Origin of the sequence: Nocardia elegans NBRC 108235 (assembly GCF_001612845.1) — a bacterium.
Classification (GTDB): domain Bacteria; phylum Actinomycetota; class Actinomycetes; order Mycobacteriales; family Mycobacteriaceae; genus Nocardia; species Nocardia nova.
Window position 1 is genome coordinate 52744 of the sequence record NZ_BDBF01000039.1, and the last position, 26789, is coordinate 79532.

At 68.4% G+C, this 26789-nt stretch carries 25 protein-coding genes; 12 read left to right on the forward strand and 13 right to left on the reverse strand.

Features of this window, described 5'->3' with window-relative positions:
* Nucleotides 1-92 precede the first annotated feature (92 nt).
* Nucleotides 93-1439, forward strand: coding sequence for a phosphatase PAP2 family protein (locus NE2_RS25325; RefSeq protein WP_084494325.1), 1347 nt, complete (start codon nucleotides 93-95; stop codon nucleotides 1437-1439).
* A gap of 9 nt (nucleotides 1440-1448) precedes the next feature.
* Here NE2_RS25325 and mnhG read toward each other — a convergent pair whose 3' ends face one another.
* From mnhG to NE2_RS25380, 11 genes are all read right to left on the reverse strand, one after another.
* A complete protein-coding gene (mnhG, locus tag NE2_RS25330; protein ID WP_063030047.1) occupies nucleotides 1449-1805 on the reverse strand; it encodes a monovalent cation/H(+) antiporter subunit G in 357 nt (118 codons plus the stop codon).
* Nucleotides 1802-2062: a monovalent cation/H+ antiporter complex subunit F gene (locus tag NE2_RS25335; RefSeq protein WP_063030049.1), complete on the reverse strand. Its 261-nt coding sequence runs from the start codon at nucleotides 2060-2062 to the stop codon at nucleotides 1802-1804. The genes mnhG and NE2_RS25335 overlap by 4 nt, the downstream gene beginning before the upstream one ends.
* 70 nt (nucleotides 2063-2132) lie before the next feature.
* The gene (locus NE2_RS25340) at nucleotides 2133-2648 is read right to left on the reverse strand and encodes a Na+/H+ antiporter subunit E (RefSeq protein ID WP_063030051.1); all 516 of its coding nucleotides are present in this window, start codon (nucleotides 2646-2648) and stop codon (nucleotides 2133-2135) included.
* Entirely contained in the window at nucleotides 2645-4261 is a 1617-nt protein-coding gene (locus NE2_RS25345; RefSeq protein ID WP_063030053.1) for a Na+/H+ antiporter subunit D, read from the reverse strand. Before NE2_RS25345 ends, NE2_RS25340 begins: the two co-directional genes overlap by 4 nt.
* Nucleotides 4258-4641, reverse strand: a complete 384-nt coding sequence (locus NE2_RS25350; protein WP_063015225.1) for a Na(+)/H(+) antiporter subunit C — start codon at nucleotides 4639-4641, stop codon at nucleotides 4258-4260. The genes NE2_RS25345 and NE2_RS25350 overlap by 4 nt, the downstream gene beginning before the upstream one ends.
* Complete coding sequence (locus NE2_RS25355; RefSeq protein WP_063030055.1) at nucleotides 4638-7478, reverse strand: Na+/H+ antiporter subunit A; 2841 nt, start codon at nucleotides 7476-7478, stop codon at nucleotides 4638-4640. The genes NE2_RS25350 and NE2_RS25355 overlap by 4 nt, the downstream gene beginning before the upstream one ends.
* A 119-nt stretch (nucleotides 7479-7597) precedes the next feature.
* The gene (locus NE2_RS25360; protein WP_063030057.1) at nucleotides 7598-8908 is read right to left on the reverse strand and encodes a hypothetical protein; all 1311 of its coding nucleotides are present in this window, start codon (nucleotides 8906-8908) and stop codon (nucleotides 7598-7600) included.
* Between the two features lie 78 nt (nucleotides 8909-8986).
* Nucleotides 8987-11203 carry an AAA family ATPase gene (locus tag NE2_RS25365; protein ID WP_063030059.1) on the reverse strand — a complete coding sequence of 739 codons (2217 nt, stop codon included), beginning with the start codon at nucleotides 11201-11203 and terminating at the stop codon, nucleotides 8987-8989.
* Between the two features lie 45 nt (nucleotides 11204-11248).
* The gene (locus tag NE2_RS25370; protein WP_063030061.1) at nucleotides 11249-12157 is read right to left on the reverse strand and encodes a CDP-alcohol phosphatidyltransferase family protein; all 909 of its coding nucleotides are present in this window, start codon (nucleotides 12155-12157) and stop codon (nucleotides 11249-11251) included.
* Nucleotides 12154-12873, reverse strand: a complete 720-nt coding sequence (locus NE2_RS25375) for a phosphatidylserine decarboxylase (RefSeq protein WP_030516570.1) — start codon at nucleotides 12871-12873, stop codon at nucleotides 12154-12156. The genes NE2_RS25370 and NE2_RS25375 overlap by 4 nt, the downstream gene beginning before the upstream one ends.
* 125 nt (nucleotides 12874-12998) lie before the next feature.
* A complete protein-coding gene (locus NE2_RS25380; RefSeq protein ID WP_030516569.1) occupies nucleotides 12999-13271 on the reverse strand; it encodes a GlsB/YeaQ/YmgE family stress response membrane protein in 273 nt (90 codons plus the stop codon).
* Between the two features lie 320 nt (nucleotides 13272-13591).
* Between NE2_RS25380 and NE2_RS25385 the strand changes: the two genes are divergently transcribed.
* Nucleotides 13592-14620 carry a beta-ketoacyl-ACP synthase III gene (locus NE2_RS25385; protein WP_063015220.1) on the forward strand — a complete coding sequence of 343 codons (1029 nt, stop codon included), beginning with the start codon at nucleotides 13592-13594 and terminating at the stop codon, nucleotides 14618-14620.
* Nucleotides 14621-14656: 36 nt separating this feature from the next.
* On the opposite strand, the gene NE2_RS25390 is transcribed toward NE2_RS25385, so the two are convergent.
* Both NE2_RS25390 and NE2_RS25395 read right to left on the reverse strand, forming a co-directional pair.
* The gene (locus tag NE2_RS25390; protein WP_106958684.1) at nucleotides 14657-15337 is read right to left on the reverse strand and encodes an SIMPL domain-containing protein; all 681 of its coding nucleotides are present in this window, start codon (nucleotides 15335-15337) and stop codon (nucleotides 14657-14659) included.
* A 61-nt stretch (nucleotides 15338-15398) separates the two neighbouring features.
* Nucleotides 15399-15848, reverse strand: a complete 450-nt coding sequence (locus tag NE2_RS25395; RefSeq protein WP_063030065.1) for an SRPBCC family protein — start codon at nucleotides 15846-15848, stop codon at nucleotides 15399-15401.
* A gap of 247 nt (nucleotides 15849-16095) precedes the next feature.
* Between NE2_RS25395 and NE2_RS25400 the strand changes: the two genes are divergently transcribed.
* The 10 genes from NE2_RS25400 (at nucleotide 16096) to NE2_RS25445 (ending at nucleotide 26360) form a co-directional block, all read left to right on the forward strand.
* Nucleotides 16096-16296: a hypothetical protein gene (locus tag NE2_RS25400; RefSeq protein WP_063030067.1), complete on the forward strand. Its 201-nt coding sequence runs from the start codon at nucleotides 16096-16098 to the stop codon at nucleotides 16294-16296.
* Between the two features lie 64 nt (nucleotides 16297-16360).
* The gene (locus NE2_RS25405; RefSeq protein WP_030516564.1) at nucleotides 16361-18034 is read left to right on the forward strand and encodes an NAD(P)/FAD-dependent oxidoreductase; all 1674 of its coding nucleotides are present in this window, start codon (nucleotides 16361-16363) and stop codon (nucleotides 18032-18034) included.
* Between the two features lie 9 nt (nucleotides 18035-18043).
* Nucleotides 18044-19531: an ATP-binding protein gene (locus NE2_RS25410; protein WP_063030069.1), complete on the forward strand. Its 1488-nt coding sequence runs from the start codon at nucleotides 18044-18046 to the stop codon at nucleotides 19529-19531.
* Between the two features lie 145 nt (nucleotides 19532-19676).
* Complete coding sequence (locus NE2_RS25415; RefSeq protein WP_063030071.1) at nucleotides 19677-20108, forward strand: hypothetical protein; 432 nt, start codon at nucleotides 19677-19679, stop codon at nucleotides 20106-20108.
* A 145-nt stretch (nucleotides 20109-20253) separates the two neighbouring features.
* Nucleotides 20254-21159, forward strand: coding sequence for an RNA polymerase sigma-70 factor (locus NE2_RS25420; RefSeq protein WP_063030073.1), 906 nt, complete (start codon nucleotides 20254-20256; stop codon nucleotides 21157-21159).
* Nucleotides 21160-21241: 82 nt separating this feature from the next.
* Nucleotides 21242-22336 carry an NAD(P)/FAD-dependent oxidoreductase gene (locus NE2_RS25425; protein ID WP_063030075.1) on the forward strand — a complete coding sequence of 365 codons (1095 nt, stop codon included), beginning with the start codon at nucleotides 21242-21244 and terminating at the stop codon, nucleotides 22334-22336.
* Between the two features lie 54 nt (nucleotides 22337-22390).
* On the forward strand, nucleotides 22391-23185 hold the full coding sequence (locus NE2_RS25430) for a Clp protease N-terminal domain-containing protein (protein ID WP_084494326.1): 795 nt from the start codon (nucleotides 22391-22393) through the stop codon (nucleotides 23183-23185).
* 227 nt (nucleotides 23186-23412) lie between these two features.
* Entirely contained in the window at nucleotides 23413-23706 is a 294-nt protein-coding gene (locus NE2_RS25435; protein WP_030516558.1) for a hypothetical protein, read from the forward strand.
* Between the two features lie 273 nt (nucleotides 23707-23979).
* Nucleotides 23980-25605, forward strand: a complete 1626-nt coding sequence (groL, locus tag NE2_RS25440; protein ID WP_036506233.1) for a chaperonin GroEL — start codon at nucleotides 23980-23982, stop codon at nucleotides 25603-25605.
* A gap of 326 nt (nucleotides 25606-25931) precedes the next feature.
* Complete coding sequence (locus NE2_RS25445; RefSeq protein WP_167356780.1) at nucleotides 25932-26360, forward strand: DUF4189 domain-containing protein; 429 nt, start codon at nucleotides 25932-25934, stop codon at nucleotides 26358-26360.
* The last annotated feature ends 429 nt before the right edge of the window (nucleotides 26361-26789 follow it).

The window sequence follows — 26789 nt, forward strand, 5'->3', positions numbered from 1 at the left end:
CGGGCCCGCCGCGACAATGGCGCAGATCACATCCGTCGCCGACGTTTCCGCTGTGCGAGGGGCGGCGTTCATCGCCTGTTTACGATGATCGGGTGCTGCTCGATGATCCGCGTTCCGACTTCGGTGACGCTCGCCGTGGACGGTTCCGGAACCTGTCGCCGCACTACGCGGCCTGGGTGCTGGTCACCGCGGTGCCGGCGCTGCTGGTCGTGTTGCAGACAGTGGCCGTGCGCAACAACTTCGAGGGCCCGCTGCACAGCCTCTGGGAGGATTTCGCCGGGACACCCAAATCGGTCTCCGTGCCGTGGGCGGGGCTGGCACTGGCGCTGGTCGGGTTGTCGTGGCGGTGGCGGTTCATCACCGTGGGCGTGGCGGTGATCGTCGATGCCGTCGGTGCGTCGATCCGGGTGCTTCTCGGCGGCCCGCTCACCATCGGTAACGGTGCGGTCATCGCCCTCACCGCGGTGGTGCTGATCGCCTGGCTCGGCTGGGAGGGTGTGCCCAAACGCAACGCCCTGCACGCGGCGGCGCTGGGATCGCTGCTGATCATCGCCACCAAGGTCGGTGACGTGTGGCTGCACTTCACGGTGGTGGCCGGGCCGGAGGTCCGCGACCGCTATCTGGTGCTGGCCGATCACGCCTTCGGTGAGCCCGCATGGGTGATGGGCCGGGTGATCGACGCCCTGGGGCCGGTGGTCTACGGCGTATTGCATTGGGTCTACATCGAATTGCCGGTGGCCGCGATGGTGGTGGCGGTCTGGCAGCTGCGCAAGGTGGTGCGCACCGGGGTGTGGCCCCGGCACTATCTGGTGCGCACCTTCCTGGTGCTGGGCCTGGTCGGCCCGGTGATCTACCTGATCTTCCCGGTGGTCGGGCCGATGTTCGCCTACGGACCGGATGGGCACGGTCTGCAGATCGGCGACTATTGGCCCCACGTCGTGCCACCGACCGACTACCACCCGAAGCCCATGCCGTTCGACCGCTACACGCCGCGCAACTGCATGCCCTCCATGCACACCGCCTGGGCGACCGCGGTTTTCCTGCACACCCGCCGCGACAACGACGGTGCGCCCGCACCCCGCTGGGTGCGCTGGGCCGGGACGTTCTGGTTGCTCGCGACGCTGTCGGCGACTCTGGGTTTCGGCTATCACTACGGCGCCGACCTGCTGGCGGGTGCGGTGCTGGCCCTGACCCTCGAATCGGTGCTTCGCGCCCCCGAGCGCGGCTGGGACCGGGCGCGCGCACTGCTGGTCGCCGCCGGATTCACGCTGCTGATCGGATTGCTGCTCGCCTACCGGTATCTGGCGGTGTGGATGGCCGAATATCCGCTGCCCGCGGGGATCATCGCGCTCGGTCTGTTCGCCGGATTCGTGTCGGCGTTCTATCGCACCTGGTTCGCGCGCACGGCCGCGGATGTGCCCGAACCGGTCGCGGTGTAGCGGGTACGGTCAGTCGTCGGGAAGGTCCTCGTCACCCATCTCGTTGATCAGCAGCAGTCCGTCGCGGTGGCGCTGCTCCCGATAGGCCGTCCGGCCGACCAGATGGGCGATGGCCGGTGCGGTGACGAGCGTGAACAGGCCGACGAGCACCAACATCCAGACGTTGGGATGGCCGCGCAGCTGGATCGCCGAACCGGTCAGCATCAGAACCAGGCCGACGACTTGAGGTTTCGTCGCCGCGTGCATGCGCGAGAGGGTGTCGGGGAAGCGCACGATCGCGACCGCGGCGGTGGCGGCGAGGAACGCCCCGAGCAGGATGGTCGCGTACGACAACCAGATCAGCGCGGTATGGAAGATGCCGCTCATGTGTCGTCCCGCACCCGGAAACGGGTAACCGCTGCCGATCCCAGGAAGCCGACCAGCGACAGCGCGACGATGCCCGGCACCACCGTGGTGTCGTCGCTGTAGGCGGCCCACACCGCCAACCCCGCCGCCGCGATGCCGACCAGCGAATCGATGCCGACGACCCGGTCCAGGGTGCCGGGACCGGTCAGCACCCGGAAGGAAGTGAAAGCCGCGGCGGTCGCCAGGAGTATGCCCGCCACGATCGCGACAAAGGTCATGAACCTGCCTCCTGTAATTTGCGGGACACCCGCACCCGGTCGGCGGCGCGAGCCGCTACGCGATGGTCGCTCACGCTGCCTCCTGTTTGTTGCCTTCGAAGGACCTGATCAGCAGGCCTTCCAACCGGCGGGTGATGTAGTAGAACTTCTCGACCGCGTCGTCGCTGCCGACATCGAGTACGTGCACCCACGCGACCCCGGCCACCCGATCCAGTTCCAGCACCATCGTGCCGGGGATCAGATTGAGCACATCGGCGCACAGCACCATCACCAGATCCGAGTCGATCGCGAGCCGCACCCGCAGCACCCCCGAGACCGGCGCACCGGCGGGCCGCACCGCGAACCACGCGATCTGAAGACTGGATTCGATCGCGTAATAGGCGGTGAGCACGACCAATTCGATCAGCGGCAACACCCGCAGCCCGCCCTTGACCGGAACCCGGGGCAGCGGCAGCAGCACCATGATCAGGATGCCGACCACCAGCCCGGCGAGCAGATTGGCGATGCTGGCATTACCCCACAGCGCGGTGTAGAGGACGGCCAGCCAGATCAGCACGCCGATGCGAACCAGTCGTTCCCGCGTCATCGGTTTCCTCCCGACTGCCACGTCTCCGGCGGGCCGAGCACGGTGCCCAGATATCGGTGCGGATCGTTGAGATCTTCGGCCGCGCGTTGGCAGATACCCAGGATCGGCCCGGCGAATACCGTCAGCGCGAGCGCTACCACGATCAACGCCGCCGTCGGAGCCACCATCAGCCGGGGCATGCGGCCGGGATCGACGCGGTCGTCGAACAGCACATCGGTGGATTCGTCGATCAGCGCCGAGGGGGCGGCATCGGCCAGTTCGCCCTCCGGGGCCTGTACGCGCGGGCGCCAGAACGCTTTACTCCACACTCGCGCCATGACGTACAGCGTGAGCAGGCTGGTCGTCACCGCGCCGGCGATCAGCATCCAGGACAGCACGCTCCCGTCGGCGGCGCCCGCCTGCAACAGCCGCACCTTGCCGATATAGCCGGAAAACGGCGGAATACCACCGAGATTGAGCGCCGGAATGCCGAACAGCAGGGCCAGCGCCGGACTCGCCGCCAGCAATCCGCCCAATCGGCTCAGCGACGCCGACCCGGCCTGCCGCTCGATCAGGCCCACCACCAGGAACAGGGTGGTCTGGACCAGAATGTGGTGCACCACATAGAAAACCGTGCCGGTGGTGCCGCCGACCGAACCCAGCCCCACCCCGAACATCAGATAGCCGATATGGCTGACCAGGGTGAACGACAGCAGACGTTTGATATCGCTCTGCGCGATCGCACCCAGGATGCCGATCACCATGGTGAGCAGACCGCACACCAGCAGCACGTTGTCGAAGGTGCCGGCCGGCAGCAGCAGCGCGTGCACCCGGATGATGGCGTACACACCGACTTTCGTCAGCAGACCCGCGAAGACCGCGGTGACGGGTGCGGGGGCGGTCGGATACGAATCCGGCAGCCAGTTCGACAGCGGGAACACCGCGGCCTTGATGCCGAACGCCACCAGCAGCACCGCGCAGATCGCGCTGCGCACGCCCAGCGGCACGGTGCCCATCCGCACCGACATATCGGCCAGATTCAGGGTGCCCGTCGCCGCGTACGCCAGGGCGATGCCGGTGAGGAAGATCAGCGACGACACCATCGACACCATCACATACGACACCCCGGCCCGGACCCGGTCGGCGCTCGCGCCCAGCGTGAGCAGGACGAACGACGCGGCCAGCAACACCTCGAATCCGACGAACAGATTGAACAGGTCACCGGCCAGGAAGGCGAGCGAAACACCCGCGCTCAGAATCAGATATGTCGGCTGGAAGATCGAGGTGGGCTGGCGTTCGGTGCCGTCGCTGATACCCTGCCCGACCGCGAAGATCAGCACCGCGAGCAGCACGATCGACGACACCAGCAGCATGCCCGCCGAGAGCCGGTCGACCACCAGTGTGATGCCGATCGGCGTTTCCCAGCGGCCGACCTGCACCGCACCCATGCCGTCGCGATCGGCCAGATACAGCAGCACCCCGGAGATCGCGACCACCACCGTCAGCGCCGCGATCGAAATCGCCTGCTGCACGCGCGCTTTGCGACCGACGATCAGGGTCGCGGCCGCGGTGAGCAGCGGGATCAGCACCGGGAGCGGGCAGAGGGCGGGCAGCAGATCGGGGGACAGGCTCATTGTTCGGGATCCTCGCCCTCGCGCTGCGCGGCGACCTTCACGTCCTCGGGGTCGTCCTCGACCTGTTCCGTGGTGGTCAGCGCGAAGGCCCGATAGGCCAGGGCGAGAACGAAGGCCGCCAAACCCATGGTGATGACGATCGAGGTGAGAATCATCGCCTGCGCGAGCGGATCGGCCGGGTCGTGATGGCGCCGGTCCGATTCGCCGAGGATCGGCGGCCGTCCGTCGGGACCGCTCATGGTGAGGATCAGCAGGTTCACCGCATTGCCGAACAGGATCAGCCCCAGCAGCATCTTCGACACCGCGCGTTCGAGCACCAGATACACCCCGCAGGCGACCATGATCCCGATCAGGGCCAGCATGGTGATATTCGCGCTCATCGCATCCCTCCCTTCGTCGAAGACGTTGTGCCGTCCAGGAATTCGATATCGAGGCGGGCGCCGAGGCTGCGCAGCACGTCCAGGACCAGACCCACCACGATCAGGTACACGCCCAGGTCGAACAGCATCGCGGTGACGAATTTGATATGTCCGAGCACCGGCAGGGTGACCTCGATGATGGCCGAGGACAGCGGTGGCGCGCCCAGCAGCAGCGATCCGGTCGCGGTGCCCGCCGACAGCACCAGCCCGGCGCCCAGCACATGTCCGGCGTCGACCGGCAGCGCCTCGGCCAGCTCGTAGCGGCCACCGGCGAGATAGCGCATGACCAGGGCCAATCCGGCGGTGAGACCGCCCGCGAAGCCGCCGCCCGGCGCGTTGTGGCCGGCGAAGAAGAAATACGCCGACAGCACCATCATGGTCGGGAACAGCATCCGGGTGGTCATCGCCATCACCATCGACCGGTCCCGTGGGGCGACCAGCGGACTGGCGCGCAACCAGTAGGCCCGATCCGGATCGGGGGTGTAGCCGGGGGCTTCGGAGACGCGCGGCAGGGTGCCGAACCGGCGGCTGCGGAACATCAGCGAGGCGACACCGGTGGCCGCGACCACCAGCACCGAGATCTCACCGAGGGTGTCCCACGCCCGGATGTCGACGAGCAGCACGTTCACCGCGTTCTTCCCGCCGCCGAAACTGTATGCGGCGGGCGGGATTCGATGCCAGATCGGTTCGGTGCTGCGGGCCGCGGTGGCGAAGGCCGCCACGATCACCACCGCCGCTCCGACCGCCGCGGACAGGATGGCGCGGCGTACCTTCAGGGCGGCGGTGCGGCTGGGTTCGATCTCGGCGGAGAACTTCCGCAGCACCAGCACGAAGATCACCAACGTCAGTGTCTCGACCAGGAACTGGGTGAGGGCGAGATCCGGGGCGCCGTGCAGGGCGAAGATCACACCGCAGCCGTAGCCGGTGACCCCGACGAGCAGCACGCTGGCGAGGCGGTTGCGCATGACGGTGGCGCCCAGGGCCATCGCGGCCATCACCAGCGCGATCACCAGCTGTAGTGAGGAATCCCACGCCCGCACGGAGATGCGCGAACGCGCGCCGATGAACAACAGGACCAGGGGCAACGCCACGACCGTGATCAGGATCAGTCCCTGATTCAGCGGCAGCGAACCACGCTGGGTGGCACCGGTCATCCGCAGCGACAGCTGATCCATCGCGCGCAGTACGGCGTCGTAGACCCGGTCGGCGTTGCCGAGGCGCGGATTCACCGATTCGCCGATCCGGTCGCGGATCTCGAACAGCACCAGACCGCAGGCGATGGCGATCAGGGTGAGGGTGAGCGGGGTGCCCCAGCCGTGCCACAACCCCAGATGCGCCTCCAGCGGCCCGAGTGTGCGGGCGTAGGGCGAGAGCAGCCGGTCCATCCAGGGCGAGGCGAGACCCGCGGCCAGCGAGGCCACGGCCAGCACGGCAGGCGGCGCCACGAACAGCGCACTCGGGCGATGCCAGGACGGCTCCGGCTCGGGCACACCCTCGGCGGCCCGTTTCGTCCCGAACGCGCCCCAGACCATGCGCGCGCTGTAGCCGACGGTGAACATCGACCCGAGCACGATGCCGATCGCGACGGCGATCCGAACCGGTGGGCTCAGATTTCCCGCGTCGAGTTCGGCGGCGAAGGCGCTCTCCTTTCCGACGAATCCGAACAGCGGCGGAATCGCGGCCATGCTCAGCGCGGCGAGCGCCGCGACCGCGCACAGAACCGGCGCGCGCCGCCCGATGCCGGAGAGCCGGCGCAGATCCCGGGTGCCGGCACTGTGATCGATGATGCCGACCACCATGAACAGACATCCCTTGAACAGCGCGTGCGCGACCAGCAACGCCGCACCGGCCAGCGCCGCCTCCGGGGTTCCGGTACCGACCAGAACCAGCAGGGATCCGAGCTGGCTCACGGTGCCGAAGGCGAGCACCAGTTTCAGGTCGTAGACCTGCAGCGATCGCAGACCGGCGAGCAGCATCGACAGGATGCCGAGGGTCAGCACGATCGGATGCCACACCGGTGCCTCGGACAGGCCCGGGGCGAGTCGCGCCACCAGGTAGATACCGGCCTTCACCATCGCGGCAGCGTGCAGATAGGCGCTCACCGGGGTGGGCGCGATCATCGCGCCGGGCAGCCAGAAGTGCAGTGGCACGATCGCCGATTTGCTCAACGCGCCGATCAGGATCAGCACTACCGCGACATTGGTCGACCAGTCGTGCGGATCGGCCCGCGCCACCACATCGGAGAGCAGGTAGCTGCCGCAGCGCTGCCCGAGCAGCACCAGGCCGACCAGCATCGCCAACCCGCCCGCGGCCGTGACCAGCAGCGCCTGCAGCGCCGCGCGGCGGCCGGTGCTCTGTTCGGCGTGATGGCCCACCAGCAGGAACGACAGCACCGTGGTGAGCTCCCAGAAGGTGAACAACACCAGCATGTTGTCGCTGACGACCAGCCCGAACATGGCCCCGGCGAAGGCCACCAGATAGCCGGCGAAGATACCCAGGCGGGCTCGGTCGTCGTCGTCGAAATATTCGGCGCAATAGGCCAGCACCAGCGCGCCCACGCCCAGGACCAGCACCGACATGATGGAGGCGAGGCTGTCCAGGCGCAGATCCAGATTCATGTGGATCTCCGGCGCCCAGGCGATCCGGACCTCGGCGTCGCTGTTCCAGTTCGCGATGACCCATACCAGCCCGGCCAGCGGCGCCAGGGCGATCGGGTAGAACCCGCGCCTTCCCCATACGCGCACAGCGAGCGGTGCGAGCAGGGCGGCACAAGCATGGGCTAGCAGGATGGCGAGCAAACGTCACTCCGTCGGTCGGCGGCGGGGTGGTGGCGCCCCGATCCTACTGGTGACTCCGGGCTTCGGTGGTCACGGCCGGATCCGGCGCGGTCCGGAGCGAGGCCTTTCAGAGGCGACGGCTATATATCGGCTACCGATTCGGGGGTGGTCGGCTTGCGCCAATAGCGCAGGGCGAGCAGGCCCGCCGCGCACCCGGCGGTGATCCCCAGCGCGGTCCAGAACGGCGCGGGCGAGGCCATCGTCGGAGCCGGGCACAGGTACCACCGGCCGAGGTCCGAGACACACTGCTGCCGGCCGAGACGGTCGCGCAGCGCGGTGATCACCGACGGCACGAACACGATCGCCACACCCAGCACCCGGGTCGGGTTGTAGCGCGGTGCGGCACTGCCGAAGCTGTAGCCGGCCACCACCGCCAGCAGCCCGCTCAACACCGCCGCCTGCACGCCACCGCCGATCCGATGTCCGGTGACCAACGCGCAGTACAACGCCATCGCGGCCAGCACCACGACCGCGAGCATCGGCATCGGGCGCCGGAAACCCGCGATCAAACCCAGCGCGATCAGCAGCACCAAGGGGGCGACCGACCACAGCGGCAGCCGCGCCGGAATCAGCGCGCCGCCCACCGCGGCCAGAGCGACCGCCAGCAGGATCAGCACACCGTCGCGCCGAGGCAGCAGCACCGCCGCCACTACCGCCGCGGCCACCGTCAGCACCGCGGCGGTGACGATATGTCCCGTGCTCTCGGCGTGGCGGGCAAGCCATTCCGCACCGAACACCTCGACGATCACGAAGACCAGTCCCGCGACGATCGGCGCCATCGGTAATTCGACCGAGCGGCGCTCGACGGTGTCCTGGTTGCGATTGACGACCATGCCGACGATCACTAGGACGAGTGTGATCACGATCAACCACAGCGGCGGCAGCGTGGTCGTCGACCAGCCCGGCGCGCCCATCACTCCGCCCCGCACGGTGCCCGTCGAGGTCGAACCGAGCTGCCCGAAAACCACTGCCGCGAGCGCGCCCAGGGTCCAGCCGAACACCTGCAGCCAGCCGCGCAGCACCGCGACCGCGATTCCGCCCAGCAGAATTCCGCCCGCCAGCGCCTCCAGATAATTCAGCGTGGCGGGCGCGATGCTCTGGTCGCCGCTCTCGGCCAGCAGATGAGCCAGCAGCATGGTCGCCACCCCGCACAGCGCCGTGCCCCAGGCGACCAGGGCATGGTTGACCGTGGTGGCGAAGACGGCCACGATCAGCGCCACGATGGCGCCCACGGCGATAGCCTTCGGCTGGCTGGCGGCGAGCATATCCAGTTGCAGCACCGAGGTCTGCGAGGCCCAGCGGAAGCCGTTCGGCAGCAGCAACGACAGCCCGGCGACCAGGGTGGCCAGAGCCGCCGTGATCATCTCCAGAACCGCGTGGTGCGTGCGCACCAGCCGAAAATACCTGCGAACCGGGTGGAACCGGGGCAGACCTGCCGGATCGGGCGCGCCGGTCGGAGGCGCGGCGAATCAGAGTGTCGCGCGCTTGCCGGCGTACTGCCGCAGCGCGTCGACCTGATCGGCGTCGAGGGAGGGCCGCACACTGCCGCGGGCCGTCGCCAGATCCGCGGCGCCGAGCGCGGCGGCATCCACATCGCGGCGCATCGCGGCCATCGCGGCCTCGCGCAGCAGTGCCGCGCAGTCGGCCGCCGAGTAGCCGTCCAGGTCGGCGGCCAGCGCGGCGAGGTCCACATCGTCGCTCAGCGGTACGGAACGACTTGCGGTGCGCAGGATTTCGGCGCGGGCCCCGGCATCCGGCGGCGGGACGAAGACCAGCCGCTCCAGCCGGCCCGGGCGCAGCAACGCGGGGTCGATCAACTCGGGCCGGTTGGTGGCGCCGACCACCACCACATCGCGCAGCGGTTCCACCCCGTCCAGTTCGGTGAGCAGCGCCGCGACCACCCGATCGCCGACGCCGGAGTCCGTGCTCTGGCCGCGTCGCGGGGCGAGGGCGTCGATCTCGTCGAGGAAGATCAGCGAGGGAGCGGAATCGCGGGCTCGCTGGAACAGTTCGCGTACCGCGCGCTCGGAGGAGCCGACCCATTTGTCCATCAGTTCGGCGCCCTTGACCGTATGCACGCTGAGCTGCCCACTTCCGGCCAGCGCGCGGACCAGGAAGGTCTTCCCGCAGCCCGGCGGGCCGTACAGCAGCACTCCGCGCGGCGGGTCGATACCCAGGCGCGCGAACGAATCCGGATGCCGCAGCGGCCACAGCACCGCCTCGGTGAGCGCCTGTTTGGTCTCGGTCATATCGCCGACGTCGTCGAGGCTCAGGCTGCCGATCGCGAGTTCCTCCGTACCCGAACGCGAGAGCGGCCGGATCACCTCCAGCGCGCCGACCAGATCCGCCTGCCTCAACTTCGGCTCGGCGTGATCGCGGCTGGCCCGCGAGGCCGCCCGCAGCGCCGCCTCCCGGCACAGCGCCGCGAGGTCCGAGACAACGAATCCCGGTGTGTGCGAGGCGATCTCGTCGAGATCGAGATCCTCGGTCGGCACCTTGCGCAGCAGTTGTTGCAGCAGTTCCGCGCGGACCGCGGCGGTCGGCAGCGTCAGCGTCACTTCGCGATCACAGAGATCCGGTGCGCGCAGCCGGCTGTCGACCGCGGTGGGATGAGAGGTGGTGGCCAGGAAGGCCACTCCGGCCGTGGCCACCGCGGCGCGCAGCTGATCGAGAATGAGCGTCGCCACCGGCTCCGGCTGCTCGGGAAGCAGGGCGTCGATATCGGTGATCAGTAGGACACCACCCGCGCCGGAGCAGACCTCCGAGACCGCGAGCCCCACCTCGCGCAACCGGGTGCCGCTCTCGGACGCGCCGACGGTCGGTCCGTCCAGTTCCACGATGCGACGCGGTGTGGACACCGCGCGTGCCAGGGTCGCCTTGCCTGCGCCGGCCGGCCCGGTGATCAGCACGCCCAGATGCGGCGGGGCGCCGAGGGTCCGCAGGAGTTCCGGTTCGTCGAGCGCCAGGCTCAGCCATTCCGACAGTTTCGCCGCGGGCGCGCGCACCCCGGCCAGATCCGCCACCGGGACGGCCGAGGGGCGCTCGCGCACCAGCATCCGGCTGCCGGGACGATTCGGCGCGAGCGCGCCCCGGGGATCGTGGGAGGCGTCCGCCGCCGGGGCCGCGGCGCCCCACACCACCGCGCTGTTGGGTTGCACGCTCACCGGGCCTCCGGTGGGATCGGTGGTGGTCACGGTCAGCAGTTCGGAGGTCCAGGCGATCGCGAAGGTGCGCGAGAGCGCTTGTGTCGCGGCGGCGGAGCTGGTGCCCGGCCCCAGATCGCGGGGCAGCAACGACACCGCGTCACCGACGGTGACGACCTTGCCGAGCAGCGCCTGCCGCAGTGTGGATTCCGCGATCGCGCCCATCGCCGCGACCGAGCCGGTCACCGAGATGTGCCTGGCCCCGTACACCGTCACCGGGGCCACGACGACCGCGCCGTCCTCGCGCACCCCGGCATTGGACAGCGTCACATCGTCGAGCAGGGCGATTCCGGCGGGTGTATCGGCGGGCGCCCGGCCGACCACCGCGGCCGTGCGCCGGGAGCCGATCACGCTGATCCCGTCCCACTCCCGCAATCCCAGGGCCGCGAGCGCCTCGGAATGCAAGCGGACCACGCCCCGGCGGGCGTCGGCGGCCGAGCGGTTGAGTCGGGCGGTCAGCGACAATTCAGGCACGTCTGCCATTGTGCCCGCGGCGCGGTAGCGGCTGTGTGGATCGAGCTCTCCCGCTCAGCGCCCGCCCGGCCTGCGCAACCGCAACCGCGCCGACGATTCGCGAATGCCCGGCGGCCGCCGCAGCCGCAGCCGCGCACCCTCGCCGATCGGCGGCATCCGCCGGGCCGCACGCCGCTGCGCACGGCGTTCGGCCGGTTTGTGATGCCAGGTCTCCGGCCGCGCCGCCACCCAGCGCTGCGAGCGCCACGCGAACGGGATGTGCACCAGATACAGCCCGATCAGCACCATCAGCAGGATCAGCGGATAGGTGACCAGGGCGGCCGCGGCCAGCGCGACCAGGACCAGCAGCAGTGCGGCCGCCTGCGGCGCGACCGACACCGACTTCATCGCCAGCGTGGGGATCGTGCTGACGGCGAGCAGCGCCGCGAACACGGTCCACGCCGCCACCACCGGGAAGTTGTTCCACCATCCCTCGCCGAACTGGCTGTGCAGCGCGATCGGCAGCAGCGCGATCAACGCCGCCGCCGGCGCGGGGACGCCGGTGAAGTATTCGCGCTCCCAGTCGGGCCGGGTGTCGTCGTCCATGATCGTGTTGAACCGGGCCAGCCGCAGCACGATGCTCACCGCGTAGATCAGCGCGATGATCCAGCCCGCGCTGTCCTGGCGCAGGAAGGTCACATACAGCACCAGGGCCGGTGCGACGCCGAAGGAGATGGCATCGGCCAGCGAATCCAGTTCGGCGCCGATCTTGGTGGTCGCCGACAGCATCCGGGCCAGCCGGCCGTCGAGGGTGTCGAGGACGGCGGCCGCGCCGATCATCGCCAGGGCGATGTCGAGGGAGCCGTCGAGTGCGAATTTCACCGCCGACAGTCCGGCACACAGCGCCAGGATCGTCACGATGCTCGGCAGCAGGCGGATCGTGCGGCGGCGGCGACCCGGTTCGGTCACGGTGTTCTCGATCATGGCAGCAGTTCGGCCAGCACCGTTTCCGCGCCGATCGTGCGCTGTCCGGGCTCGACCAGCAGCCGGGTGCCGGCCGGGAAGTAGGTGTCGACCCGCGACCCGAACCGGATCAGACCGTAGGTCTCGCCGATGCTCAACGCGTCGCCGACCTTGGCGTCGCAGACGATGCGCCGTGCCAGCAGTCCGGCGATCTGGACGACCGTCACCAGCTGACCGGACGCGGTCTCGAGCACCATGCTGTTGCGCTCGTTCACCGAACTGGCCTCCGGCAGATCCGCCGAGCGGAATTGACCACGCTGGTAGGCGATGGTGCGCACGGTGCCCGAAACCGGGGTGCGCTGCACGTGCACGTCGAGCACCGACAGGAAGATGCTCACCCGGGGCAGCGGGGTGTCACCGAGGTTCAGCTCGGCCGGCGGCACCGCGGTGTCGACGAGTGCGATCTCACCGTCGGCCGGGGCGACGACGATATTCGCCCGATTCGGCGGCACCCGGTGCGGATGCCGGAAGAAGGCCGCCGAGGCCGCGGCCGCGGTCAGCCCGGTGCGGCGCAGCCAGCGCCGGCGCCGCCCGCCGAGGACCGCCACCGCCAGCGGCGCGGCCACGAAGGGCAGGCCGGCGGGATGCAGCGGCGGAATCGCTGCTTTGACCAGGTCGGCGACATGACCGAGCCCGGTACGTTCGGGCGTACCGGGCGGGGTGGGGCGGCGGGCCACGGACTCCTCTTTCGTGCGCGGATGACATTCGGTCCGCAGAGCTTCCGCCGACCGCGTTCACACCTTACGGGACACGGCATCACCGTGGCGTGGTCCCGATCGGGCGTACTCGCCGCCGCGTGGCGTCAGCGCGCGGCTTTGCGCCCCGTGGCCAGCCGCACCAGCCACAGCAGGATCACCGCTCCGCCCAGGCAGGTGAGGAAGCTGAAGAAAAATCCGCCGCTGTGCACGTCGACGCCGAACAGCCGCAGGATGAAACCGCCGATCAGGCCGCCGATCACCCCCACGACGATATTGAGCAGGATGCCCTGCTGGGCGTCGGTGCCCATGATCTTGCTGGCGATCCAGCCCGCCAGGCCGCCGATGATGATCCAGCCGATAATTCCGAGACCGAGCATGGTGTCCTCCAGGGAAACTCGTCGGAAATTGCCGTCGTCGCCTCGCCACGGTTCGGTATCGGAACCAGTCTGCGAGCCGGTTCTACACGAATCGATTGTGACAATACCCACCGTGGGGATTAGCATTCCTATTAATATGAGGGGGCCTCATGTCTACGCGCACGTAGCACTCGGACTCGTCGGGTCGAACCGTCGGTTCGCGAACGACGAGCGCGTCGGCCCCCGAGGCCCGATGAAGGAATGTTCGATAGCGGGTGGCGCCCGGACCGGGGCAAATTTCCGGTTCTCCGGCCCGCCGGCAGGTACATAGGAGATGCGCGATGGCTGCTCGACTCGCCCAAGTCACCGGGGTGGAGCACACGGCGATGCTCGGGCTCGGTGTGTACCGCCCCGCCCGGGTCGTGACCAATGAGGAAGTCGCCGGACCGATCGAATCCAGCGACGAATGGATTCGCACCCGCTCGGGCATCCGGACCCGGCGGTTCGCCTCCGAATCCGAGACCATCATCGCCATGAGCGCCGCCGCGGCGCGCGATGCCATGGCCGCCGCGGGAATCACCGCCGAGCAGGTCGACTGCGTCATCGTCGCGACCTCGACCTGGCTGCTGCTCACCCCGGCGGCCGCCCCGCAGATCGCCACCGAACTCGGGATGAACAATCCGGCCGCATTCGACATCTCCGCCGGGTGCGCGGGCTTCTGCCATGCGCTGGGCGTGGCCTCGGATCTGGTCAAGGGTGGTACCGCGGGCCACGTGCTGGTGATCGGCGTCGAGCGGCTCACGGACACGTTCAACCCGGCCGACCGCGGCACCGCCTTCCTGTTCGCCGACGGCGCGGGTGCCGTGATCGTCGGCCCGTCCGACGAGCCGGGTATCGGCCCCACCGTCTGGGGTTCGGACGGCGAACAGCATCACGCGATCCGCCAGGACAAGGACTGGATGGAGTTCTTCCGCGAGATCGACGAAAAGGGCACCGACGCGGTCCGCCCGTACCTGGCGATGGAGGGCACCGCGGTCTTCCGCTGGGCCGCCCATTCGCTGAAGAAGGTCTGCCTGGACGCGATCGAGCGGGCCGGCCTGACCCCCGGCGATATCGACGCGATGGTTCCGCACCAGGCCAACGGCCGCATCATCGAGATCATGGCGCGCGAGCTGAAGCTGTCGGCCAATTGCGCACTGGCCAACGACATCGAGGAGACCGGCAACACCTCGGCCGCCTCGGTTCCGCTGGCCATGGAGGCCATGTTGCGGTCGGGCGAGAGCAAGCCCGGTGCGGCGGCGTTGCTGGTCGCCTTCGGCGCGGGCCTGTCCTACGCCGCGCAGGTGGCGAAACTGCCGAACTGGCAGTAGCCGAGTCGAACTGCGCGGGCGTCCGGCGGGCGCGAGTCAGCCCATGGTCCAGGTGACCGTCACCGTGAAGGTCACCGTCTGCTGACCGGGTTCCAAAGGTACGTCCGGAGTAGCGAATTGGGCCTTGGCCTGCGGCGGCGCCGATTCCCCGCTGCTGGTCTCGTTGATGGTCTTCACGTCCTTCAACTTCAGGCCCGACAGCACCGCGTACTGGTTGGCGCGCGCCTTGGCGTCGGCGAAGGCGCCGGCCCGGGCGTCGGCCAGCAGTTTCGAATTGTCGTCGAGCGCGAACGAGACGCCGCGGATGCGGGTGTCGTTCCCGCCGGCCCGGACCGCAGACGCCAATACGCTCGAGGCCTTGGGCAGATCGCGAACCACAACGTGCACGGTGTTGGTCGCGGTGTACCCGGTGACGTTGTGGTCGGGGCCGTACTGCGGCTGCACCGACACATCGGTGGTCCGGATGTCCTCGCGTGTGGCGCCCGCGTTCACCATCGCGTCGGTGATCGCCTCGGCCTTGCCGTTGGCGTTCGCGATGGCGGTGGACACGTCGGGCGCGGTCACTTCGACACCCACGTCGGCGTTCAGGGTGTCCGGCGCTCCGCGCACCTGACCGGTGCCGACCACCGTCACCTCGCGTGAGGTCCCCGAATCCGAACTGCCACAACCACTCAGCAGCACGGCGGTTCCCGCGAGTACCGCCAACACGCCCGTCATCCGTCGCATACCGGGCAAATTACGCCGTCGAACCCGCCTGTGGGGCCAAGGGCGCGCCGGGTCAGCGCTCGACCGCGGCCTTGATCTTGCCGAGGGTTTCGTTCATCCCGGCGACCAGATCGGCCTCGAACCGCTGTTCGCCGCCGAGAAGCGCGTCGATCATCAACCGCACCGGTTTGCGCACCCCGTTCGGCACGTCGCGGCGCTCGGTCACCCGCGTGCCCGCCGCGGTGGGTTCGAGGGTGTAGCTCCACACCGTGCCGTTCTCGTTCATCCGGAACGCGAAGGCCTGATCGGGCTCGTAACGCACGATGCGTGAGGTGGTCGGGTAGTACTTGCGGCCGACCTTGTTGAAATTCACCGTCCACGTGCCGGCGCGCGGCGTGCCCAGCGGAATCATCTTCAACGTGGTGGGGCTGAATTCCGGCATCCGACCGAGATCGGAGACGACCGCCCACACCTTGTCCGGCGTGGCGGCAATGTCGATGGTGGCTTCCAGGGTGTTCGGCAACGCTGCCTCCGAGATCGTGACGGGTGTGGTTATGACGGTCGGTAACGGTAATCCTAGACGTGGCAACCGGACACGCGACCCTGTGAGGGGGACCACTTTTCCATCGAAGATCAGCTAGGTCACATTCTGATGTGATCCGTTTCGCCGGCCGTAATAAACGACGCACAATGGCGGATAGGCAACTACGGCAGGCAACGAAGCATTCGACCGGAGCACACGCTGCTACGTCCCTGTGAGGTGATCGGCCGTGAACATTCGAACCATCCTCCATCGTCGGCAGGCGGAATCGGTTCCGTTACTTCCCGATTCGGAATCCGGGCCGTCGGTGGTCGCCCCCTTCCGCAATCACGGTCGGCGATCGCGCCGCAATCTGGCCGAGCGGGAGGAAAGGCTCGAGCGGCTGCTGACGCCGAGCGAACTCGATCTCGTCGAGCACCGCCTGGTGTGATCGATGTGGTGCCCGTAGCGAACATCCTCGGCAACTCGCCGCCCGGGCGCTCATACTTTTCGATGTGACTTCACCAGCTGCCGTCAAACCGGTAATTCTCAGTGTCGACGACGACCCCGGCGTCTCCCGGGCCGTCGTGCGCGACCTGCGGCGGCGATACGGAGCCGACTATCGCATCATGCGCGCGGAATCCGGTGCCTCGGCACTCGACGTCCTGCGCGAACTCAAATTGCGCGGCCAGCCGGTCGCGGTGCTGATCGCCGATTATCGAATGCCGGGTATGGACGGCATCCAATTCCTGGAGAACGCGATCGATCTGCACCCTTATGCGCGCCGGGTGCTGCTGACCGCATATGCGGACACCAATGCCGCCATCGACGCGATCAATGTGGTCGATCTCGACCACTATCTGCTCAAACCCTGGGACCCGCCGGAAGAGAAGCTGTATCCGGTGGTCGACGCGCTGCTGGAATCGTGGCGCGGTGACGACCGCCGCCCGGTGCACGAGACGAAGGTGATCGGGCACCGCTGGTCGGCGCGCAGTTCCGAAGTGCGGGAATTCCTGGCCCGCAATCAGCTGCCGTACCGGTGGTACCTCGCCGACGATCCCGAGGGGCAACGCCTGCTCGAGGCCGCCGGCGCCGATGCCGAGCAGTGCCCCGTGGTGATCGATCCGAGCGGCAATGTGCTGCTGTCCCCGTCGGACAGCGAACTCGCCGGCTGCGTCGGCCTGAGCACAAATCCGAGTGGTGAGTTCTACGACCTGATCGTGGTCGGTGGCGGCCCCGCCGGACTCGGCGCGGCCGTGTACGGCGCCTCCGAGGGGCTGCGCACCGTCCTGGTCGAGCGGACCGCTACCGGCGGGCAGGCCGGGCAGAGCTCCCGGATCGAGAATTATCTGGGCTTCCCGGACGGGCTTTCGGGCGCCCAGCTGGCCGATCGGGCGCGGCGCCAGGCGGTGAAATTCGGCGCCGAACTCATCACCGCCCGCGAGGTGGTCGGGTTGGAGGCGTGCGGTTCCGCGCGGCGGGTGCTCTTCTCCGACGGCTCCTGCGTCAGCGCCCACTCGGTGCTCATCGCCACCGGCGTCAACTACCGACACCACCCCGCGCCCGGCGTCGACGATTTCACCGGTCGCGGCGTCTACTACGGCTCGGCGATGACCGAGGCGGCCGACTGCGCCGAACGCGAGGTCTACATCGTCGGCGGGGCGAATTCGGCCGGCCAGGCCGCGGTCTTCCTGTCCCGGCACGCCTGCACGGTGCACATCCTGGTGCGCGGCAGTTCGCTGGACCAGTCGATGTCGCACTATCTGATCCAGCAGATCGAGGCCGTGCCGAATATCAAGGTGCACACCAACACCGAGGTGGTCGCCGCCGACGGCAGCGATCACCTGGAACGAATCGTGTTGCGCAACAACGCGACCGGCGCCGAGGACAAGGTCGACGCCGAACGGCTGTTCCTGTTCATCGGCGCGGCGCCCGAAACGGACTGGCTGGACGGACTCGTCGTCCGCGACGAATTCGGCTACGTCCTGGCCGGACCGGATCTGATGGTCGACGGTTCCCGGCCGCCGGGCTGGGAACTGCCCCGCCCGCCCCATCATCTCGAAACCAGCATCCCGGGCGTCTTCGTCGCCGGCGATGTGCGCTCCGAATCGGCGAAGCGGGTCGCGTCCGCGGTCGGCGAGGGTGCGATGGCGGTCATGCTGGTCCACCGATACCTCGCGAAACAATAGGAGGCGCACGTGAGCGACGACAACCGCACGGTCACCGGCTCCCGGACTCTGTGCGATCCCGCGGAATTGCGCACCCTGTTCCTGTTCGAGAAGCTCGACGACGATCAGCTGGCCTGGCTCTGCCGGGAGGGCCGGGTCGAATACTTCGAGCCGGGCCCGGTCTACCGCGAGGGCGAGCCCGCGACCTGCTTCTACGTCCTGATGGACGGCGAGGTCGTGCTGTCGAAACTGTCGGCCGGCGAGGATCTCGAACTCGTCCGCACCGACCACCGTGGCTCGTACGCCGGCGCGTGGACGGCGTATATGGGTGAGCGGGCCGATCAGAACTACACCGGCTCGCTGACGGTGACGAAACCGTCGAAGTTCTTCGTCCTGGACGCGGACACCTTCGCGCGGATGATGCGGGAATGGTTCCCGATGGCCCTGCATCTGCTGGAGGGCGTGTTCTTCGGCAACCGCAATACCAACGAGATCATCGGCCGGCGGGAACGACTGCTGGCGCTGGGCTCGCTGTCTGCCGGTCTCACCCACGAGCTGAACAATCCCGCGGCGGCCGCGGTGCGGGCCACCTCCTCGCTGCGGGATCGGGTCGCCGGTATGCGGCACAAGCTGAAGATGATGGCGCACGGCAAGTTCGACTCCGCCGCGCTCGAGGCGCTGGTGCAGCTCCAGGAGGAGGCCGCCACCCAGGTGGCCAAGGCGCCGACCCTCACCGCGATGGAGGCCGCCGACCGCGAGGACGAACTCGGTGACTGGCTCGCCGATCACGGCATCGCCAACGGCTGGGATCTGGCCCCGAACTTCGTTCAGGCCGGCTTCGACATCGACTGGCTGGAGAAGGTCGCGGGCACTCTCGAACACTGCGACGACGGAGTCTTCGAGGGTGCGATCCGCTGGCTGAACTACACCGTCGAAACCGAATTGCTGATGAACGAGATCACCGATTCGACCGGGCGCATCTCCTCGCTCGTCCATGCGGCCAAGCAGTATTCGCAGATGGACCGGGCTCCGTTCCAGGTGGTCGACATCCACGAACTGCTCGACAGCACGCTGGTGATGCTGGCCCGCAAGATCGGCGACGACATCTCCGTGGTCAAGGAATACGATCGCGCGCTGCCCGAGGTCCCTTGCTACGCAGCGGAATTGAACCAGGTGTGGACCAACCTCATCGACAACGCGGTGGCGGCGATGAACGGGTCGGGCACGTTGACGGTTCGTACCTATCGGGAAAACGACTGTGCCGCAGTGGAGATCGGCGATACCGGGCCGGGGGTCCCGGAGGCGTTGCGGGACAGGATCTTCGAGCCCTTCTTCACCACGAAACCGGTCGGTGAGGGCACCGGACTCGGCCTCGACATCTCGTTCCGCATCGTGGTGAACAAACATGGCGGCGATATCCGGGTGGACTCCACGCCGGGTGACACCCGATTCATCGTGCGGTTGCCGCTGGAGGCGGCCTCCGGACGTGGTTCGGCCGCCGCCGGGGCCGAATCGTAAGGGCGGCAATTCGATCCGGTCCTCGCCGCGAGGCCGGGGTTTTCAACGGCCGATGTGGCCGGTACGCTGCGAGCCGCGCCGGAGGCATCCGGCGCGCGCCGGAGGAGATTCGGCGTTGCCGGACCACTCGGGGGTTACGCACGAGATGAAACGACTGACCGTGACGGCCGTCGCGCTGGGCGCACTGACCATCGGCCTCACCGGCTGCGGCGGCGGCGACCATTCGTCCACCGACGCGAACGGCCTGCGCAGAAACGGCTCGGCCGTCGCGACCTCGGCCCCGGCCCCCGCCTCGTCCACCGCCCCCGCGCCGGCGACGCCCACCGAGGCGCCCGGCACCACCGCGCATCCGGAGAACTCGGGACTGGGCCCGGCCTCGCAGACCACCTGCGGCGAGTTCCGCAAACTCGATATCGAGGGTGAAAAGTCCCTGATGGACCGCATTTTGGCGGAGAACCCCGGCTCGAAGTTCGACGGCAGCCCGAATGTGGCGTTGGGGACCGCGAAACTGGTGTGCCTGTCCAAGAGTGAGGCCGACAAACCCGTCGCGGTCGCCATCGGGATGGTCACGGAATAGCTCCGGGCCTGGCGTGTGCTGGGCCCCGGCGCCGCCGGCCAGCGAGCCCCGGCTGTCCCACATCGCCTGGCCGAAACGCGACCCGGGGGCCGACGGCGAGTAGTCTCGCCCTCGATTACCGGGCCTGCACTGGAGGGCGGAGCGGATGGACGATACGGGTCTGGCCGAATTCCAACGCCATCGTTCCCGCCTGTTCGCACTCGCCTATCGCATGCTCGGCTCGGCGAGCGAGGCCGAAGACGCCGTCCAGGAGACCTATCTGCGCTGGGAGGGCACCGAGCGCGCCGACATTCGGTCCGCCGAGGCCTGGCTGACCACGGTCGTGGTGAATCTGTGCCGGAGCTGGCTGGAGTCGGCGCGCACACGCCGCGAAACCTATGTCGGCCCCTGGCTGCCGGAACCGGTGCCGACCGGCGGCGGCGAGCTCGGTCCGATGGAATCCGCGGAGCAGCGCGAACTCGTCTCGCTGGCGATGCTGACGCTGCTGGAACGGTTGTCGCCCGCCGAACGCGCCGTTTTCGTACTGCGCGAGGCCTTCGGTTACGCCCATCGCGAGATCGCCGACATGCTCGAGCTGTCGGAGGCGAATTCGCAGCAGCTCTACCGCCGTGCCCGCATGCACGTCCGCAGCGAACACACCCGGTTCGACGCCGAACCCGCCCGCGCCCGGGAACTGTTCCAGCGCTTCCTCGTGGCCGCCAGGGCCGGCGATATCGCCGCGCTGGAACAGATGTTCACCGCCGATATCGTCTCGGTCGCCGACGGCGGCGGCAAGATGAGCGCGGCTCGCCGGCCCGTGGTCGGGGCGGCCCGGGTGGCGCGCTATCTGGCCGGTCTGTTCCACCGCGAGGTCGAGGACCTCAAACTGAGCATCGAGGAGGTCAACGGCGCACCGGCCGCCGTGGCCCGGGTCCACGGTGACCTGCTGTTGATCGGCGCGGCCGACGTGGACGGTGAGCGGATCTCGGCGATCCGGATCCTGGTGAATCCCGACAAACTCGCGTACTTCGGTCGCTTCCCGGCACCGGCGGAGGCCGATCGCCTCGGGTAGTGATGCGGAACACAACTGTTCGTTGTCAGGGATCGGCGAGCTGTCCGGTCTGAAGGGTGTCGGCCTCGAAAAGGAGTCACCCATGAATGCACATCACACCGCATCCCACCGAATCCTGGTGCTGGGCGCCGGCTACGCCGGCCTGGCCGCGGCGGGCAGACTCTGCAAGTCTCGCGGCGCGCAGATCACGGTCGTGGACAGCCGTGCGGAAATGGTCGAGCGGGTGCGGCTGCATCAGCTCGCCGCCGGGCAGACGATCGCGCGCCGGGATCTGCGGACCATGCTGGAACGCAAGGGCGCCCACTTCGTCCGTGGCCGGGTTACCGCGATAGATACTGCGGCACAAGAGGTTTCGATGTCCGATGGTTCGGTGCTGGGTTACGACACGCTGGTGTACATCCTCGGCAGCGCCGCGGATACCGACAGCGTTGCGGGCGTGCGGGATCACGCCCATCCGATCGCGACACTCGAGAACATCGCCGCGCTGCCACCGCTGCGTGGTCGTGTCGCGGTGGTCGGCGGCGGTGCGACCGGCATCGAGACCGCGGCCGAACTCGCCGAATCACATCCGGAACTGTCGGTGGCGCTGGTGAGTTCGGAGCAGCCGGGCTATTGGCTCTCCGATCGCGCGCAGCGGCATATCGCCGCCACCCTGGAGCGGCTCGGCGTCGAGGTGCACGCGGGCGCCAAGGTCGTCGAGGTCGCGGCGGACGGCGTGCGGCTCGCCGACGGTGGTCACATCGACGCCGAAACGGTTTTGTGGACAACGGGTTTCACCACCAGCGACCTCGCCGCCCGCGCCGGGCTGGCGGTCGATGCGCGCGGTCGCGTCCTGGTGGATGCCACGCTGCGCACCTCCGACCCGCATATCTACGCCGCAGGCGATTGCGCCGCGATCACCGGACCGGGCGGCCGCGAACTGCGGATGGCCTGTGCGACGGCGTTGCCGACCGGATCCCATGCCGCGCGGTCGGCGCTCGCGCGGATGCGCGGCGCGGAGCCGGACGATCTGCGTTTCCGCTATGTCCTGCAGTGCATCAGTCTCGGTCGCCGGGACGCGGTCGTGCAGTTCGTCCGCGCCGACGACGCCCCGACGCCGCGTGCCCTGACCGGTCGTCCGGCCGCGGTGGTGAAGGAGATGATCGTGCGCGGCGCGGCGATGCAGGCGCACCCCTGAATTGTCGTCAACCAATGGTTGACTTATACATGTAAGTCAACCTAGCGTTGACGTATGACCGAACGTATCCGCCTCGACGATCTGATCGAGGGCATCAAACGCGCCCGGCCCGACGACGTCCTGGAACAACTGTCCGACGCGATCGTGGTCGCCGAACATATGAGCGAGGTGGCCGATCATCTGATCGGCCACTTCGTCGACCAGGCCCGCCGCTCGGGCGCCTCCTGGACCGATATCGGCCAGAGCATGGGCGTCTCCAAACAAGCCGCGCAGAAGCGTTTCGTGCCGAAACCGGGTGATCCCGCGATGGATCCGAATGCCGGGTTCGCGCGCTTCACGCCCCGGGCACGCAATGTGGTGATGGCGTCCATGGAGGAGGCTCGGCGCGCGGGCAACGCGGAGATCCAGCCCGAACATCTGGTGCTCGGGCTGCTCGGTGAGCCGGGCGCGCTGGCCGCACACGCCATCGTCGCCAAGGGAGTCTCGCTGGACGCGGTGCGCCGGGTGGCGACGGCGGCGCTGCCGGCGGCGGTGGACGAGGTTCCCGCCCTCATCCCGTACACCGCGAGTGCCCGCAAGACGCTGGAGTTGACCTTCCGCGAGGCGCTTCGGCTCGGCCACAACTACATCGGCACCGAACACCTGCTGCTCGCGCTGCTCGAGCAGGAGGACGGCAGCGGCGTGCTGTCGGGACTGGGCTTGACCAAGACGGATATCGAACGCGATCTCGTTGCCCAGCTCGCCCAGTTCATGCCGCCGAATCCGGTGGATGCACCCCAGCCGCCGGCCGTGCCGACTCCGCCCGCGCCACCCGCTCCGCCGCAGCCGCCGGCCCCGCCGAGTGCCTGATCGATGCTCGCCGGCGTCCCGATTCGGCACGCCGGCCGTCGTCGCGATATCCGGCCCGGCGCGACTCGCCGCGTCGCGGCCGGTTCCGCGGCCCGGAATGCGCCCCCCCGAATCCGCCCAGGCCGTGCCCGATTCCGCGGTGGCCACGCCGTACCCGATCACTCACCGATACGGCTGTGCAGTTGTGGGACTGATGAGGTGATCGGTGGTCCGGATACGATATTGCTATGGCGGATGGATCGGATTCCGACCTGATCGCGGGGGAACTACGCGCAGACCTGCTGCGCGCGCTGTCCTATGTCGAAACCGAGGACGGCCCGGACGGCAGCTACATCGTCAACGGTGACCTGCCGCCCGAGGTGGCGCCTCCGTTCATCCGGGCGATCATGCGAATCGAGGCGGAACTGCTGCTTCACGACGCCGAGCAGGTGACCGTGGAACGCGGCGAACCGCGCAGTCCGGAGGAGCGCCGTACCGACGCCTTCGTCGCCTTGGCGCTGCGAGTCACCGACGATACGTAAGCGCGCCCGCCCGGATATCGCGCCGTGCAGCCGATATCGCCGATTGCGAACGGTGCGGCCACCGGGTCCGTAACCTTGCACTCGGTACCGTCGAGTGCTAGAAAGGTTCTGGCACTCTCGACCAGTGAGTGCTAGGTCGGGCAGGTGAGACCGGGTTCCCAGACACCCTCGGTCGTCCGTCGCGGGCACCGTACCTGGCCAGCGTAATGGGGCGATCCAACCTGCGGTCGCTCTGTGTGTCAGCCCCATATACATGTGGAGGATCTCAACGCAATGGCCAAGACAATTGCGTACGACGAAGAGGCCCGTCGCGGTCTCGAGCGGGGACTGAACAGCCTCGCCGACGCGGTCAAGGTGACGCTGGGCCCCAAGGGTCGCAACGTTGTCCTGGAGAAGAAGTGGGGCGCCCCCACGATCACCAACGATGGTGTGTCCATCGCCAAGGAGATCGAGCTGGAGGACCCCTACGAGAAGATCGGCGCCGAGCTGGTCAAAGAGGTCGCCAAGAAGACCGACGATGTCGCCGGTGACGGCACCACCACCGCTACTGTGCTCGCCCAGGCGCTGGTGCGCGAGGGCCTGCGCAACGTCGCGGCCGGTGCGAACCCGCTGGGCCTGAAGCGCGGCATCGAGAAGGCCGTCGAGGCCGTCACCGCCAAGCTGCTCGACACCGCCAAGGAGGTCGAGACCAAGGAGCAGATCGCTGCCACCGCGGCCATCTCCGCCGGCGACGCGTCCATCGGTGAGCTGATCGCCGAGGCCATGGACAAGGTCGGCAAGGAAGGCGTCATCACCGTCGAGGAGAGCAACACCTTCGGCCTCCAGCTGGAGCTGACCGAGGGTATGCGCTTCGACAAGGGCTACATCTCGGGCTACTTCGTCACCGACGCCGAGCGTCAGGAAGCGGTCCTCGAGGACCCCTACATCCTGCTGGTCGGTTCCAAGGTGTCGACCGTCAAGGACCTGCTGCCGCTGCTGGAGAAGGTCATCCAGGCCGGTAAGCCGCTGCTGATCATCGCCGAGGACGTCGAGGGCGAGGCCCTGTCGACCCTGGTCGTGAACAAGATCCGCGGCACCTTCAAGTCCGTCGCCGTCAAGGCCCCGGGCTTCGGCGACCGCCGCAAGGCGCAGCTGGCCGACATCGCCATCCTCACCGGTGGCGAGGTCATCAGCGAAGAGGTCGGCCTGAACCTGGAGACCGCCACCGTCGACCTGCTGGGCACCGCCCGCAAGGTCGTGGTGACCAAGGACGAGACCACCATCGTCGACGGTGCCGGTGATGCCGACGCCATCGCGGGTCGCGTCGCCCAGATCCGCACCGAGATCGAGAACTCGGATTCGGACTACGACCGCGAGAAGCTGCAGGAGCGCCTGGCCAAGCTGGCCGGCGGTGTTGCGGTGATCAAGGCCGGCGCCGCCACCGAGGTGGAGCTCAAGGAGCGCAAGCACCGCATCGAGGACGCGGTGCGCAACGCCAAGGCCGCCGTCGAAGAGGGCATCGTCCCCGGTGGTGGCGTGGCGCTGCTGCAGGCCGGCCCGGCGCTGGACGACCTGAAGCTGACCGGTGACGAGGCCACCGGCGCGAACATCGTGAAGGTGGCGCTGGCCGCGCCGCTGAAGCAGATCGCCTTCAACGCCGGCCTCGAGCCCGGCGTGGTCGCCGAGAAGGTCGCCAACCTGCCGACCGGCCAGGGCCTCAACGCCGACTCCGGCGAGTACGAGGACCTGCTGGCCGCCGGTGTCGCCGACCCGGTCAAGGTCACCCGGTCGGCGCTGCAGAACGCCGCGTCGATCGCCGCGCTGTTCCTCACCACCGAGGCCGTCGTGGCCGACAAGCCGGAGAAGGCCGCCGCTCCCGTCGGCGACCCGACCGGTGGCATGGGTGGCATGGACTTCTGAGTCCATGGGGAACGACCGGGGGGCCCGCGTGGTGACGCTTCGCTGCCGCCTCCGGCCCTGACCCGGTCGTTCCGGGTCCTGCCTTCCGGCAACACCTTTCGAACCGGTAGCCGGTCCGCCTTCGGGCGGGCCGGCTACCGGCGTTTCGGCGGTCGAACGTCTACGCCGACTGTCGAAGATAGCGGTTATCCGTCAGATTTCCCCTAACTTGCAGTCTCGTAAGGGCTTTCGGGACACCGGGCCTGGACAACACCGGTTGTGGAACGCATTCTTTTCGGTTGGCTTCATCCGGAAGCCTTCGATAGGGGAAAAACGCAATGTTGTCGATGGGCAAACTTGCCCTGGGATTCGTCGCGGCCACCGCGACGGCCTTCGTCGTCGCGGGAACCGGTTCGGCGGCGGCGGAGCGGGGGTCGGACGGCCACCTGTACGGCGCGTTCGCCATCTCCTACGAAATGGACGACGGCTGGCACATCGGAAGTGTCGTCAACGCGCTCGATCAGGACACGGCCGACCGGGATGCGGTGGACGTGTGCGGGTCGAAGGGGGCGCCCGGCTGCGCGACTATCCTTCGCTTCGTCGACGGATGCGGGGCGGTCGCCAGGCGTGACGACGTTCATGCCGTCGGAACCGGTGCCACCCTGCAGGAGGCCGAGCGCAACGCGATCGCGGCGCTGGGCCCGGATCGCCCGCCGACCCTGAGTTCGGACGGTTCGGGCCCCGCCGTCATCAGCGCGTCGCGCTGCAACGGCTGACTCGCAGCCGAAATCGTCGTGTATCCCGAGACGCGTATCCCGAATTGCGATCGGAAGCCGGTCCCGCACCCACGGCGGGCCGGCTTCCGGCATTTCGGGGCGGGCTTCGACCGACGGCAGGAATTTCTTGCCGGGCGCCGATGTCGTGAATGGCGTTACGAGTGCATCCGATGTGCGTCGTTAGGCCGGATGACCAGGCGATTTGACTTCGAATGCGGTTGGCACGTAACTTATTCCAGGTCAGAGCGACACGGACACCGACCCGGAGCCGAGAGGCCCGGGACAACGAGGTCGGACGAGGAGCGCCTGACAATCACACTGGTTCTGTAAGAGGGACCCCGATTTGGTCGGGAACTTCTGGCTGAGCTAAGCTGTAAAAGTTGCCCAACCGATCGACCGGGAAGAATCCCGCGAGATTGCTGGTGCGTG